This is a genomic window from Cryobacterium sp. TMT1-62, from assembly GCF_004403145.1.
Classification (GTDB): domain Bacteria; phylum Actinomycetota; class Actinomycetes; order Actinomycetales; family Microbacteriaceae; genus Cryobacterium; species Cryobacterium sandaracinum.
In genome coordinates this window covers 67,123-81,322 of the sequence record NZ_SOGZ01000047.1, presented here as the reverse complement: position 1 = coordinate 81,322, position 14,200 = coordinate 67,123, and the positions used below count along the sequence as shown (strand labels likewise).

The 14,200-nt window shown below is 66.6% G+C and carries 11 protein-coding genes; 1 reads left to right on the top strand and 10 read right to left on the bottom strand.

Features of this window, described 5'->3' with window-relative positions; genetic code table 11:
* Window positions 1–263: 263 nt before the first annotated feature.
* Window positions 264–2,663, top strand: a complete 2,400-nt coding sequence (locus E3T34_RS14155) for an excinuclease ABC subunit UvrA (protein ID WP_134343354.1) — start codon at window positions 264–266, stop codon at window positions 2,661–2,663.
* A gap of 231 nt (window positions 2,664–2,894) precedes the next feature.
* Here the strand turns inward: E3T34_RS14155 and dnaE are convergent, their stop codons facing one another.
* The 10 genes from dnaE to murC form a co-directional block, all read right to left on the bottom strand.
* Complete coding sequence (gene dnaE / locus E3T34_RS14150; protein ID WP_134343401.1) at window positions 2,895–6,362, bottom strand: DNA polymerase III subunit alpha; 3,468 nt, start codon at window positions 6,360–6,362, stop codon at window positions 2,895–2,897.
* Window positions 6,363–6,469: 107 nt separating this feature from the next.
* On the bottom strand, window positions 6,470–7,390 hold the full coding sequence (locus E3T34_RS14145; RefSeq protein ID WP_104099511.1) for an RluA family pseudouridine synthase: 921 nt from the start codon (window positions 7,388–7,390) through the stop codon (window positions 6,470–6,472).
* A gap of 8 nt (window positions 7,391–7,398) precedes the next feature.
* On the bottom strand, window positions 7,399–7,956 hold the full coding sequence (gene lspA / locus E3T34_RS14140) for a signal peptidase II (RefSeq protein ID WP_241977422.1): 558 nt from the start codon (window positions 7,954–7,956) through the stop codon (window positions 7,399–7,401).
* Entirely contained in the window at window positions 7,946–8,548 is a 603-nt protein-coding gene (locus E3T34_RS14135; RefSeq protein ID WP_104099513.1) for a DivIVA domain-containing protein, read from the bottom strand. Before E3T34_RS14135 ends, lspA begins: the two co-directional genes overlap by 11 nt.
* Before the next feature lie 144 nt (window positions 8,549–8,692).
* Window positions 8,693–8,989 (bottom strand): YggT family protein, encoded by a 297-nt coding sequence (locus E3T34_RS14130; protein WP_104099514.1) that lies wholly within the window; start codon window positions 8,987–8,989, stop codon window positions 8,693–8,695.
* Window positions 8,990–8,997: 8 nt separating this feature from the next.
* A complete protein-coding gene (locus E3T34_RS14125; RefSeq protein ID WP_104099515.1) occupies window positions 8,998–9,564 on the bottom strand; it encodes a cell division protein SepF in 567 nt (188 codons plus the stop codon).
* Between the two features lie 35 nt (window positions 9,565–9,599).
* Complete coding sequence (locus tag E3T34_RS14120) at window positions 9,600–10,295, bottom strand: YggS family pyridoxal phosphate-dependent enzyme (RefSeq protein ID WP_134343353.1); 696 nt, start codon at window positions 10,293–10,295, stop codon at window positions 9,600–9,602.
* A 34-nt stretch (window positions 10,296–10,329) separates the two neighbouring features.
* Window positions 10,330–11,514: a cell division protein FtsZ gene (gene ftsZ, locus E3T34_RS14115; RefSeq protein ID WP_104099517.1), complete on the bottom strand. Its 1,185-nt coding sequence runs from the start codon at window positions 11,512–11,514 to the stop codon at window positions 10,330–10,332.
* A 141-nt stretch (window positions 11,515–11,655) separates the two neighbouring features.
* Complete coding sequence (locus E3T34_RS14110; protein WP_134343352.1) at window positions 11,656–12,705, bottom strand: FtsQ-type POTRA domain-containing protein; 1,050 nt, start codon at window positions 12,703–12,705, stop codon at window positions 11,656–11,658.
* Window positions 12,706–12,718: 13 nt separating this feature from the next.
* The gene (gene murC / locus E3T34_RS14105; protein ID WP_134343351.1) at window positions 12,719–14,116 is read right to left on the bottom strand and encodes a UDP-N-acetylmuramate--L-alanine ligase; all 1,398 of its coding nucleotides are present in this window, start codon (window positions 14,114–14,116) and stop codon (window positions 12,719–12,721) included.
* Window positions 14,117–14,200 lie beyond the last annotated feature (84 nt).

Below are 14,200 nucleotides of genomic sequence, written 5' to 3'. Positions count from 1 at the left end.
GAGCCTTTCGGGACCCGGCTCGCACTCGCGGCGCACCCGTAAACGTGGGCGCACGTTCTAACGCTCGCCCGCTCCAGAACCTGCGCCGCGAACTTCCACCCCCGTCTGTGTCGTCGGTTATTGAGCTTGCACACAGCCTCGACCGCACTGACACTGGAATCATCCACGGCGGAACCGCAGCAACCGGCCTTGAAGCTGGTTGACTCGACCAGGCGACGACCACCGAGACCACGTGGGCAACCCGGCCACCAGAGGGAGACACGATGAGCACTGACCTGAGCAGCGCCGCGAGCACGAGGATGCCCGCGCCGCACGTGGCCGACAGCCACGACCGGATCCGGGTGCGGGGCGCGCGCGTGAACAACCTCAGCGATGTCAGCCTCGACATCCCGAAGCGGCGGCTGACGGTGTTCACCGGTGTTTCCGGCTCGGGCAAGAGCTCACTGGTGTTCGGCACGATCGCCGCCGAGTCGCAGCGGCTGATCAACGAGACCTACAGTGCGTTCGTGCAGGGATTCATGCCGGACCTGGCGCGCCCCGAGGTGGACGTGTTGGATGGTCTGACCACGGCCATCATCGTCGACCAGGAGCGAATGGGGGCCAACTCCCGTTCCACGGTCGGGACCGCCACCGACGCCAACGCGCTACTGCGCATCCTTTTCAGCCGGCTCGGTCAGCCCCACATCGGATCTCCCCAGGCGTTCTCGTTCAACGTCGCCTCGATCAGTGGGGCCGGGGCGGTGACGCTCGAGCGCGGCGGGAAGACCGTGAAGGAGCGGCGCAGCTTCAGCATTACCGGCGGCATGTGCCCGCGCTGCGAGGGCATGGGCACCGTCAACGACATCGATCGTTCCGCGCTATATGTCGATTCCAAGTCGCTCAACGAGGGCGCGCTCACGATCCCGGGCTACACGATGGACGGCTGGTACGGCCGCATCTTCCGCGGCTGCGGCTGGTTCGACCCGGACAAGCCAATTCATCGGTACAGCACGAAGGAACTGGACGACCTGCTCTACAAGGAGCCGACCAAGATCAAGGTCGACGGGATCAACCTGACGTATCAGGGCCTCATCCCGCAGATTCAGAAGTCGTTCCTGTCCAAGGATGTCGCCGCTTTGCAGCCGCATATCCGCGCGTTCGTGGAGCGCGCGGTCACGTTCGCCACCTGCCCCGAGTGCGGCGGCACCCGCCTCAGCGAGGCGGCTCGCTCGTCGAAGATCTCCGGAGTGAGCGTCGCCGACGCCTGTTCCTGGCAGATCAGCGACCTGGCCGGGTGGGTTCGCGGCCAGAGTGAGCCGTCGGTGGCCCCGCTCACGCAGGCGTTGCGCCAGATCCTCGACTCGTTCGTGGAGATCGGGTTGGGTTACCTTTCGCTCGACCGGCCGGCCGGTACTTTGTCGGGCGGGGAGGCCCAGCGCACCAAGATGATCCGGCACCTGGGCTCCTCACTCACCGACGTCACCTACGTCTTCGACGAGCCCACCATCGGGCTGCATCCCCATGACATCGAGCGCATGAACACACTGCTGCTGCAGCTGCGGGACAAGGGCAACACGGTGCTCGTCGTGGAGCATAAGCCGGAGGCGATCGTGATCGCCGACCACGTCGTCGATCTCGGACCCGGCGCCGGCGCGGCGGGCGGCACCGTCTGCTTCGAGGGCACCGTGGAGGGTCTCCGCACCAGCGGCACCCTCACCGGCCGCCACTTCGACTATCGCGCGGCACTCAAGCCCGCGGTGCGCGCCCCCACGGGCACGCTGGAGATTCGCGGCGCGACGGAGAACAACCTGAAGGAAGTGGACGTGGATATCCCGCTCGGCGTGCTCGTCGTGCTGACGGGGGTCGCGGGCTCCGGAAAAAGCTCGCTCGTGCATGGGTCGATCCCCGCTGGCGCGGGCGTGGTGTCCATCGATCAGGGCGGCATCCGCGGTTCCCGCAGAAGCAATCCGGCGACGTACACGGGAATGCTCGACCCGATCCGAAAGGCCTTCGCGAAGGCCAACGGCGTGAAGCCCGCGCTGTTCAGCTCCAACTCCGAGGGTGCCTGCCCCAACTGCAACGGTGCCGGCGTCGTCTACACCGACCTGGCCATGATGGCGGGCGTCGCCACCACCTGCGAGGTCTGCGCGGGGAAGCGGTTCGAGGCATCCGTGCTGGAGTACCGCCTCGGCGGCCGCGATATCAGTGAGGTGCTCGCGATGTCGGTGACCGCGGCCCGGGAGTTCTTCGGCGCCGGTGCGGCGCGCACGCCGGCCGCCCACGCCATCCTGGGCGGGCTTGCCGACGTTGGGCTCGGCTATCTCAGCCTCGGCCAGCCGCTCACGACGCTCTCGGGGGGCGAGCGCCAGCGGCTCAAGCTGGCCACCCACCTGGCTGCGCAGGGCGGCGTCTACGTGCTCGACGAGCCGACCACCGGACTCCACCTCGCCGACGTCGAGCAGCTGCTCGGCCTGCTTGACCGAATCGTGGACTCCGGCAAGTCGGTCATCGTCGTCGAGCATCACCAGGCCGTGATGGCTCATGCCGACTGGATCATCGACCTCGGACCCGGCGCCGGTCACGACGGCGGCCGGATCGTCTTCGAGGGCTCACCGGCCGACCTGGTCGCCACCCGCTCCACCCTCACCGGCCAGCACCTCGCGGCCTACGTCGGTAGAGCCTGACGGCAGCGCGCCTCACGGTGCTGCCAGTCAGGTCTGTCCCGAACGAATTCGACGGAGATTGTGGCCGAATCGGCCCCATTCCACCCCGAGAAAGCGGTTCCACACGAGAATCTCCGTCGAATTGGTTCGACACCGGGCACTTCGCGTCACGGGTGAGGAACAGCGTCCACGGCGTGCCGTCAGCTCTGACTTGCCGAGGGCGACACCAGCGGTCGGCCAGGACTCGCTCCTTTAGGTCAGGCAGTTCGGCCCGAGCAGGCTCTTGAGCTCCCCGAACAGGTCGGCGCTGATCTTCACATGATGGGGCAGCTCGAACACTCGCGCCGTATGGCCCTTCACCAGCTTGATCCGCACCTCGGAGCTGCCGATGTGGCGGGTGATGACTTCGCCCAGCGCCGTCACAGTGTCGGTCGTGGCCCGGGATTCCGCCAGCGTGACGGTCAGCGTGCCGGTGTCCGAGGCCAAGCCGAGTTCGGGCGCGAAAATGCTGTACGCGTGCAGGTTCATGCCATCGTCGCGCAGGCTCACCCGGCCCCGCACGACCACGACCGAGTCGCTGACCAGGTCGGACGAGAACTCCTGATAGGCCTTGCCCATGAACATCACGGCGATCTCCCCACCGAAATCCTCGACCTGGATGATGCCGTATTGGTTGCCGGACTTCTTCGCGATCCGGTGCTGCACGCTGGTGATCAGCCCGGCGATGGTGACGGTGTCGGCATCCTGCGTCTGCTCCGATCCCACCAGGTCCACGATGGTCGTGCTGGCGTGCTTGGCCAGCGGGAGCTCTAGCCCGGCCAGCGGATGGTCGGAGACGTAGAGCCCGAGCATGTCGCGTTCGAGCGCGAGCTTCTCCTTCTTGCTCCATTCGGGACGGTCGGGAACCTGCTCGCTCTCTTGCGGGTCGTCGAAGAGGCTGTCGAAGTCGAAGCCGACCATGCCGTGCTGCTCGTCGCGCTTGATCTTGACGGCGGATTCGACCGCGGCTTCGTGGATCTCGAACATGGCCCGGCGGGTCGCGCCGAGCGAGTCGAATGCGCCGGCCTTGATCAAGGACTCGACCGTGCGCTTGTTCGCCACCGGGATCGGCACCTTGCGCAGGAAGTCGTGGAACGACTCGAACGCGCTCTTCTCGGTGCGGGCGGCGCGGATCGCGTCGACCACGTTGAATCCCACGTTGCGCACTGCGCCGAGCCCGAAACGGATGTCCGTGCCCACGGCCGCGAAGTACCCGATCGATTCATTCACGTCGGGCGGCAGAACCTGGATGCCCATCCGGCGGCACTCGTTCAGGTACAGCGCGAGCTTGTCGCGGGAGTCGCCGACGCTGGTCAGCAGCGCGGCCATGTACTCGGCCGGGTACTTCGCCTTGAGGTACGCGGTCCAGTACGAGAGCACCCCGTAGGCGGCCGAGTGCGCCTTGTTGAAGGCGTAATCGGAGAACGGCAGCAAAATGTCCCAGACGGTTTTCACCGCCTCCATGGAGTAGCCGTTGGCGACCATGCCGCCGGAGAAGCCCTCGAACTGCTTGTCCAGCTCCGACTTCTTCTTCTTGCCCATCGCGCGGCGCAGCAGATCGGCCTGGCCGAGAGAGAACCCGGCCAGCTTCTGCGCGATCGACATGACCTGCTCCTGGTACACGATCAGGCCGTAGGTGGTGCCGATGACGTCGGCCAGCGCCTCCTCGAGCTCCGGGTGGATCGGGATGATCTCCTGCTGGCCGGTCTTCCGCAGCGCGTAGTTGGTGTGTGAGTTGGCACCCATGGGGCCGGGCCGGTACAGCGCGATGACGGCCGAGATGTCTTCGAAATTGTCGGGTTTCATCAGGCGAAGCAGCGACCGCATGGGCCCGCCGTCGAGTTGGAACACCCCGAGGGTATCGCCACGGGCGAGCAGTTCGTAGGCGGCCGGGTCTTCGAGCCCCAACTCTTCGAGTACGGGCCGGTGCCCGCGGTTCACGGCGATGTTGTCGAGGGTGTCGTCGATGATGGTGAGGTTGCGCAATCCCAGGAAGTCCATCTTGATCAGGCCGAGGGCCTCAGAGGCCGGGTAGTCGAATTGGGTGACGACCTGGCCATCCGCTTCACGCTTCATGATCGGGATGATGTCGATCAGCGGGTCGGAGCTCATGATCACCCCGGCGGCGTGCACACCCCACTGACGCTTGAGGTTCTCGAGGCCGAGGGCGGTGTCGAAGACGGTGCGGGCCTCGGGGTCGGACTCGATCACGGCGCGGAAATCGGCGGCCTCGCGGTAGCGCGCGTGGTCCTTGTCGAACATGCCGGTCAGGGGCACGTCCTTGCCCATGATCGCCGGCGGCATGGCCTTGGTGAGCTTGTCCCCCATACCGAAGGGGAAGCCGAGCACCCGGGACGCATCCTTGAGGGCCTGCTTGGCCTTGATCGTGCCGTAGGTGACGATCTGGGCGACGCGCTCCTCGCCGTACTTCTCGGTCACGTAGTGGATGACCTCGCCGCGGCGACGCTCGTCGAAGTCCACGTCGAAGTCGGGCATGGAGACGCGGTCAGGGTTCAGGAACCGCTCGAAGATCAGCCCGTGCACGAGCGGGTCCAGGTCGGTGATGCCCATGGCGTAGGCGACCATCGAACCGGCGCCCGACCCACGGCCGGGACCTACCCGGATGCCCTGCTGTCTGGCCCACATAATGAAGTCGGCCACGACGAGGAAGTAGCCGGGGAAGCCCATCTGGATGATGATGCCGATCTCATAGTCGGCTCGTTTGCGCACATCGTCCGGGATGCCGTTCGGGTAGCGCTTGGCCAGCCCGATCTCGTTCTCCTTGACGAACCAGCTCTCCTCGTTCTCCCCCTCCGGGCAGGGGAACCGGGGCATGTAGTTGGCCTTGGTGTTGAACTCCACCTGGCAGCGTTCGGCGATCAGCAGCGTGTTGTCGCAGGATTCCGGGTGCTCGCGGAAGAGATGCCGCATCTGCGCTGCGGTCTTCAGGTAGAACTCGTTCGAGTCGAACTTGAAGCGGTTCGGGTCGTCGAGGGTCGAGGCCGACTGCACGCAGAGCAGGGCCGCATGGGCGGTCGCGTCGTGGGCGTGGGTGTAGTGCAGGTCGTTGCTGGCCACGAGCGGCAGTTTGAGTTCGCCGGCGAGTTTGAGCAGGTCGGTCATGGTGCGGCGCTCGATGTCGATGCCGTGGTCCATGATCTCGCAGAAGAAGTTCTCCTTGCCGAAGATGTCCTGGAATTCCCCGGCCGCCTTCTTCGCCTCGTCGTACTGGCCGAGGCGCAGGCGGGTCTGCACTTCGCCGCCCACGCACCCGGTCGTGCCGATCAACCCGCCCGAGAACTCGGCGAGCAGTTCCCGGTCCATCCGGGGCTTGAAGTAGTACCCCTCCAGGCTGGCCTTGGACGACAGCCGGAACAGGTTGTGCATACCGGCCGTAGTCTCCGAGAGCAGCGTCATGTGCGTGTACGAACCGGCGCCACCGACGTCGTCACGGTTCTGACCGCTGGTTCCCCAGCGCACCCGGGTCTTGTCTCGCCGGTTGGTTCCGGGGGTGATGTACGCCTCGGTGCCGATGATCGGCTTGATGCCGGCCTCCGTCGCGGTTCGCCAGAAATCGAACGCACCGAACACGTTGCCGTGGTCGGTGATGGCGACCGCCGGCATCCCCTGCTCGATGGCCGCGTTGATCAGCGGTTTGACCCGCGCCGCGCCGTCGAGCATCGAGTACTCGCTATGCACGTGCAGGTGCACGAAGGAATCTGTCGATCCACCCGACTTATTCTGAGAGGACAAAACGGCTCCGAGGTGTTGTAATTGGGCGCTACGCGTCAGGCGTCGCGCAGCACGTCGAGGGCGTGCGCGAGGTCGGCCGGGTAGTCGGTGGTGAAGGTGACCCACTCCCGAGTGTCCGGGTGGTGGAACGCCAGCTGCTTGGCGTGCAGCCACTGGCGGGTCAGGCCGAGGCGCGCCGTGATCGAGGGATCCGCGCCGTACATGGCGTCACCCACGCACGGATGTCGCTGGGCGGCCATGTGCACCCGGATCTGATGTGTGCGCCCCGTCTCCAGGTGCACCTCCACCAGTGACGCCGAGGGGAAGGCCTCGAGCGTCTCGTAGTGCGTGACGGAATCCTTGCCGCCGGCGATGACCGCGAACTTCCAGTCCGACCGCGGGTGGCGCCCGATCGGCGCGTCGATCGTGCCCGTGCTCGGATCGGGGTGACCCTGAACGACGGAGTGGTAGATCTTCTCGACCTCGCGGTCGTGGAAGGCGCGCTTGAGCGCCGTGTACGCGGTCTCCGACTTGGCGACGACCATCAGACCGCTGGTACCCACGTCGAGGCGGTGCACGATCCCGGCCCGCTCGCTGGCCCCGGAGGTGGCGATGCGGTAGCCGGCCGCGGAGAGCGCGCCGACCACGGTGGGACCGGTCCAGCCCACACTCGGATGCGCGGCCACCCCGGACGGCTTGTTGATGACCACGATGCTCTCGTCGTCGTGCACGATCGTGAGATCCGGCACTGGGATGGGCACGATCGCCAGGGCCTCCTTGGGCTGCCAGGACACCTCCAGCCACGCACCGCCGTGCAACCGGTCGGATTTACCGGCCACGACCCCGTCCAACGTGACTCCGCCGGCCTCGCAGACTTCGGCCGCGAAGCTGCGCGAGAAGCCGAAAAGCTTGGCGATGCCGGCGTCGACGCGGACTCCGGCGAGTCCGTCCGGAAGAGGAAGGGAGCGTGTTTCCATGGCGAGAATCAGGATGCTATCTGGGTGGGGGTGGATTCGGACGGGTCCGAGGCGTCGGTGCGGCGACCGTCAAGGCCGATTCCGCGAATGGTCAGATACATGAAGATGATCATGCTCGACACGATCGCCATGTCCGCCACGTTGTAGATGGCGGGGATCAGCCAGGGCGTGGAAATGAAGTCGATCACGTGACCGAGGCCGAAGGACGGCTCCCTCAGCAGCCGGTCGGTCAGGTTGCCGAGCACGCCGCCGAGCAGGAGCCCGAAGACGACAGACCAGGTCAAAGAGCGGATGCGCCCGGCGAACCAGACGATGAGCACCACCACGGCCACGGCGATGATCGAGAAGATCCACGTCATGCCGGCTGCCAGGGAAAAGGCAGCGCCCGGGTTCCGGACGAAGTGCATTTGCAGCACGTCTCCCAGAACCCGGACGATGTCACCCTCGGTCAGTCTGCTGACGATGAGGTACTTACTGATTTGATCCAGAGCGTAAATCCCCAGGGCCACGACGGCCAGGAGGATCAACGCACCGGGGCGCTTCTTCGTTCGAACCTTAGGCGCCAAAGCTCTGGAAGCTCGACTTCGAAGCGTTGCTCGACTCGACCGGCGACGTGGCGTCGAGGTCGCGCAGCTGGGTCTCGATGTAGCTCTTCAGCTTCTGGCGGTACTCGCGCTCGAAGGTGCGCAGATCGTCGATCTTGGTCTCGAGGACGGAGCGCTCCTGGTCGAGAATGCTGAGTTGCGCGCGCTGCTTGGCTTCGGCCTCGGCGACGAGACGGGCTGCGGTGGCGTGGCCTTCGGCGATAAGTGCATCGCGCTTCTCGGCACCCTCCTTGACATGCTCCTCGTGCAGGCGACGAGCCAGCTGGAGAAGGTTGGTCGTGCCGGCGGTCTCGTCGATGGGCCCGGCGACAACCGGTGCGGCCACGACGGCGGGAGCCACGACGGGCTCCGCGACGGCCTCGGGCGCCGGTGCGACCTCCGCTGCGCCGCCAGAGCTGACGCGAGCCTTGAGCTCCTCGTTTTCCGCAGTCAGTCGGCGAAGTTCAACGACGACCTCGTCGAGGAAGTCATCGACCTCGTCCTGATCGTATCCTTCGCGGAACTTAGTCGACTGGAACCGCTTGTTGACTACATCTTCCGGAGTTAGCGCCATGGCTTTCCACCCTTAAAACTCGAGTTGCGAACATTGTGTTTGCGTTCAACCAACGCTATCAAGGTCCGACGCGTAGTCGGACCGCGTCAGCCCGGCACGCCGTCGGACAAGAATACATGCCCAGTCCGGGGCGCGAGGTATCGGTCAGCGCATGAGCCCGGTGATCGACATGCCGACGATGACGCAGAGCATGGTGATGCTCCAGCCGAAGTCGAAGGCGATCGGGCCGACCCGAAGCGGCGGCAGGAGCCGGCGGAAGAACTTGATCGGCGGGTCGGTCAGGGAATAGGCCAACTCGATCACGACGAGCAGGGGGCCCTGCGGCCGCCAAGACCGGTTGACACTGCGTACGAGGTCGATGATGAACCGACCCCACATCACGAAGAAGTAGAGCAGGAGGGCGTAGTAGGCGATCGCACCGATCAGGCTGACGGCAAACACGGCGGTAACTACGACTGCGCGAAGAAGGACGCCTCGGCATCGGAGTCCTCCGCGGCATTGTCGCCGGACACGACAACGTGGGACGGGGAAAGCAGGAAGACCTTCGCCGTGACGCGCTCGATCTTCCCGTACAGACCCTGGGACAGTCCGCTGGCGAAGTCGATCAGGCGGCGCGCATCGGCGTCGCTCATCTGAGACAGGTTGATGATGACCGGGATTCCATCGCGGAAGGACTCCGCGATCACCTGAGCGTCCTTATACTGACGCGGGTGGACGGTGAGGATTTCATTCATGTCTGAGGCAGCCACATTCTTCGGAGCGGAGGTCTTGCGCAGCGGTGTCACCGATGCGCGACCGGCCGAGGCGGGTGCGCCGGCGGTGTGTGACGACGACGCGGACGACGCGGCGTGCGAGGAATTCGGGGCGGAGTGGGGAGCAGCGGACTTCGATGCCGCAGCGCCGGTCGCCGTCGAGTGAGTGGCCGTCGATGCGGGCGCAGCAGTGGGCGCCTCGTACTCGAGTTCCTCGTCTGCCAGACCCAGGTAAACCATGGTTTTCTTGAGCGGGTTGGACATCTCGACCTCCGTGTTGGTGATTCCTCTTGTCCAGATTAACCGGATACCGGGCGATTCCCGGTGATTGCTGTGCCAATTCGAAGGTGTGTCGCCCCTTCGATGATCGCCTCCGCGTAGTCCTGGGACATGCCCATGGACAAGGATTTCGCGTTCGGCGCGAACTGCTGAATCTGCTCGCCCAGTTCGCGAACCCGGGCGAAGGATGGGCGCGGTTCGGCACCGAGCGGGGCCACCGCCATCAGCCCGATCAGCCGCAGTCCGGCCGTGGAGAGCACGTGCTCGACGAGCTTGGGCAGCTCCCCCGGAGCGACTCCGCCGCGAGACGGGTCATCCGTGAGGTTCACCTGCACGAAGCAGTCGACGACCGAATCCTCCGACGCCAATGCATCGACCAATGATGCTCGATCCACGGAGTGGATGACGTCGGCGTAGGCCCGCACCTGCCGGGCCTTCTTCCCCTGCACCTGGCCCACGAAATGCCAGGTGAGGTCGAGCTGCAGGAGCTCGGCGGCCTTGGCCTGGGCTTCCTGGTGGCGGCTTTCCCCGAAGTTGCGCACGCCGAGGGCGGTAAGTTCCTGGAGGAGCGAGACTGGCTGGAACTTGGTCACGACGATCGTGGTGAGCTCCGCCGGGTCGCGCCCGGCGGCGGCAGCCGCGGCGACGATCCCACCCTGAACGGCGGTCAACCGTTCCGCGAGGCCACCGGCCCCGGGCCTGACCGACTCACTCATCTGGTTGCCATTGGCATTCTCGCTGCCTGCGGCACTACTTGAGGAAGTCCGGGATGTCCAGGTCGTCCGGGTCTTCCTCGAAGGCCGGGTCGGCCACTGCCGCACCGGGCTCGACGCCGGACCAGACCGACGAGGCCGCGGCATCCGTGTAGGGAGCCGAGTCGGTCGCGCCGACCGCCGCAGCACCCGCCGTGCCCACGCCCGCGCCGACCGCGACACCGGCGGCGACCAGGTCTGCGCGGCGCACCTCGACCGCCTTGGCACCGGGCTCACCGCCGTCGAATCCGGCAGCGATGACGGTAACCCGCACCTCGTCACCCAGGGTGTCGTCGATGACGGCACCGAAGATGATGTTGGCTTCCGGGTGCACGGCTTCCTGCACGAGGCGAGCGGCGTCGTTGATCTCGAAAATTCCGAGGTTGGAGCCACCCTGGATCGAGAGCAGCACGCCATGGGCGCCGTCGATCGAGGCCTCGAGCAGCGGGGACGCAACGGCGAGTTCGGCCGCCTTGATGGCTCGGTCCGCGCCGCGGGACGAGCCGATACCCATCAGCGCGGAGCCGGCACCCTGCATGACCGACTTGACGTCGGCGAAGTCGAGGTTGATCAGACCGGGGGTGGTGATCAGGTCGGTGATGCCCTGCACGCCGGCCAGGAGCACCTGGTCAGCCGTGGCGAAGGCCTCGAGCATGCTGATTCCGCGGTCGCTGATCTCCAGCAGGCGGTCGTTCGGCACGACGATGAGGGTGTCGACCTCGTTCTTGAGGGAGGCGACGCCGGCCTCGGCCTGAGCCTGGCGGCGCTTGCCCTCGAAGCCGAAGGGTTTGGTGACGACACCGATGGTGAGCGCGCCGATGGACTTGGCGATGCGGGCGACGACCGGCGCACCGCCGGTGCCCGTTCCACCACCCTCGCCGGCCGTGACGAAGACCATGTCCGCGCCGGCCAGAGCCTCTTCGATTTCTTCGGCGTGATCCTCGGCGGCGCGGCGGCCGACCTCAGGGTCGGCGCCGGCGCCCAGGCCGCGGGTGAGATCGCGGCCCACGTCGAGTTTGACGTCGGCGTCGCTCATCAACAGCGCCTGGGCATCCGTGTTGATGGCGATGAACTCGACTCCGCGGAGGCCGAGCTCGATCATGCGGTTGACGGCGTTGACACCGCCGCCACCGATTCCAACAACCTTGATGACTGCGAGGTAGTTCTGATTTGTTGTTGACACGTCCGGCCTCCGGTGGAACCCTAAACCTCTTGTCGAAGTTTAAAGTTATGCTGAGTATGCAATTCCTGCTTAGAAAGTTATGCGCCAGCCGAACAGGCTCGGGGAGGCGCGCCCGCGTGTCGCGAAGATCCAACCAAGATCTCAGCGGAGAACGGCGCTATCCGGGGAAGACACGTCGTACTCGCCGACGCTGCCGACCGGGTGGCTCACGATCAGGGCCGCGAGCACGACCGCCTTGAAGTCCGACTTCTCCGCACTCCCCCACACAACGCGCGCGCCGCCCACGAGCGTGAGGGTGACGTCGTCCGTGGTGGCGGCGGTGACGGTGTCGAGGGTGGAACGGATGTCTGCCGGCAGGGCCGCGATCACGGCAGCCGCCGCCCGGAAGCCGGCACTGCCGACCCCGGCCCGCGCATCGATCGTGGCGTACCCGGCGGGGCGCTCCGCGCTGCTCTGGATCACTACCCCGGCCGCGTCGACCAGGTCGAACCCGGACTCGGTCACGAGGGCGCCGACGGGCTCCCTCTCGACGACGCGCACGACGAGGGTGTTCGGCGGACGGCTCTCGGTGACGTAGCTCTGGATCAGGGTGAAGGCGGACAGCTCCTTTTGCACCGCGTCGAAGTCCACGAGCGGCAACGGCGTGCCCAGCTGGTCGTCGAGGGCCGATCGGATCTTCTCGGAGGGTACCCGGTTCGCCCCGACGACCTCAATGGTGCGAAGCGCCATCAGGGGCGAGAAGGTGCCGACGAGCACGAAGGCGACGAGCGCGGCCAGGGTGCCGAGCGCCGCCAGCCAGACGTTGCGCCGCCGACGGGAGCGCCAGGTGAAGCGGCGCACCTCCTCCCGTTCATAGAGTTTGCGGGCACGACGGGCGGCCCGGAGCTTGCGTCTGGCCCCGGCCGGAGTCAGCGCAGAGTCGCGGGGCTCCGTGGGTGCGGGCGCGGACGAAGGGGAAGAGTCCGGCGCCCGCAGCCGGGACACGGGTGCGATCGTGTCGGCGGCGGGAAGCGTGATCGGCTCGGTGTTCGTGTGGTCGCTGTGACCGCTCGACTGGCGTCCTCCCGGCTTGGGACGGGCTGTCTTCGCTGCGGCAGGCTTCGCCCCGGCACTCTTCGCGGCGGTCGTCTTCGGCCCGCCGGTCCGCTCAGCGCCTGCCGGCGGGCGGTCGTAGCCCTCGGGCCGCTTCATGATCGTCGGCGGGTCATCCGCGCGCCTGCGTGAGCGAGGCGAGCAGCTGGGGAACGATCCGGTAGACGTCGCCGCAGCCGAGGGTGACGACGAAGTCGCCGTCCCGGGCGATCGAGGCGACGTAGTCGGCGGCCTCCTGCCAGTCGGGCACGTAGACGACCTTGCCGGCATCCGTGAACCGTTCGGAAACGAGGGCGCCGGTCACGCCGGGCTCCGGGTCTTCTCGGGCGCCGTACACGCCGAGGACGACGGTCTGGTCCGCCTTCTCCTCAAGCGTCTGGGCGAATTCCTGGGCGAACAGCCGAGTGCGGCTGTAGAGGTGCGGCTGATGCACGGCGATGATCCGGCCGCGGCCGACCACCGTGCGGGCGGCGGACAACGCCGCGGCCACCTCGGTGGGGTGGTGGGCGTAGTCGTCGTAGACGCTGACCCCACCCACGGTGCCGTGCAATTCGAAGCGGCGCTCGGTGCCGCCAAAACCCGAGATGGCGGCCAGGGACGCCTCCGGGGCGAAACCGAGGCCCACGAGCACCGCGAAGGCGCCGGCGGCGTTGATGGCGTTGTGCCGACCTGGGATTCGGAGGGTGGCGAAGTAATCGCTTCCGGCCCAGGCCACGCCGAAACGTACCGTTCCGTCGGTGACGACCGAGTGCACGCGCACGTCGGCCGCGGCGTCCTCGCCGAAGGTGATGACCCGTTTGCCGGCGAGCTTGCCCGTCACGCTGACAGCGCCGGCGTCGTCGGAGGAGATGACCACGAACTCGGTCGAGTTCTGTGCGAATTCGACGAACGCGGCCTCGAAGGCCTCGAGCGAACCGTAGTGGTCGAGGTGGTCAGGGTCGACGTTGGTGACCAGGGCGACGGCCGTGTTGTAGAGCAGGAACGAGCCGTCCGACTCGTCGGCTTCGACCACGAAGAGGTCGTCGGTGCCCGCGCCGGCCGACACGCCGAGCGATTCGATCACACCGCCATTGACGAAGCTGGGATGCGTTCCCAGGCCGAGCAGGCCGGTCACGATCATGCCGGTCGAGGTGGTCTTGCCGTGGGCGCCCGCGACGGCGACGAGGCGGTGCTTCTCGATCAGCCAGGCAAGCGCCTGGGAGCGGTGCAGCACGGGGAGGCCGCGTTCGTTCGCCAGCACGTATTCCGGGTTGTCCTGCCAGAGTGCCCCCGTGACGACGAGGCTGTCGGCTTCGCCGACATTCTCAGCGGCGTGGCCGATCGCGATGTGGGCTCCCAGCTCGCGCAGGGCGAGCACGTTGTCGGACTCGCGCACATCCGAGCCGGTCACGGTATGCCCGGCGGCGAGGAACAGCCGTGCGATCCCACTCATCCCGGAGCCGCCGATGCCCACGAAATGCACCGTGCCGAGGTCACGGGGAATGGTGAGGTTCAGGTCGGGCTTGATCACGGTTGCTGGCTCTTCTCAGTCGGAGACGAATGCTGGTGTGCGTTCGGTGCTGGTGTTCTGGTGCTGGAACAACGTTAGCCGCTG

Coding starts and splice junctions, on each gene's coding strand:
- E3T34_RS14155 (WP_134343354.1), top strand. CDS start 264: ATGAGCACTGACCTGAGCAGCGCCGCGAGCACGAGGATGCCCGCGCCG.
- dnaE (WP_134343401.1), bottom strand. CDS start 6,362: ATGCTCGACGGCGCGGCGCGGGTCAAACCGCTGATCAACGCGGCCATC.
- E3T34_RS14145 (WP_104099511.1), bottom strand. CDS start 7,390: ATGGAAACACGCTCCCTTCCTCTTCCGGACGGACTCGCCGGAGTCCGC.
- E3T34_RS14135 (WP_104099513.1), bottom strand. CDS start 8,548: ATGGCGCTAACTCCGGAAGATGTAGTCAACAAGCGGTTCCAGTCGACT.
- E3T34_RS14125 (WP_104099515.1), bottom strand. CDS start 9,564: ATGTCCAACCCGCTCAAGAAAACCATGGTTTACCTGGGTCTGGCAGAC.
- E3T34_RS14120 (WP_134343353.1), bottom strand. CDS start 10,295: ATGAGTGAGTCGGTCAGGCCCGGGGCCGGTGGCCTCGCGGAACGGTTG.
- E3T34_RS14110 (WP_134343352.1), bottom strand. CDS start 12,705: ATGAAGCGGCCCGAGGGCTACGACCGCCCGCCGGCAGGCGCTGAGCGG.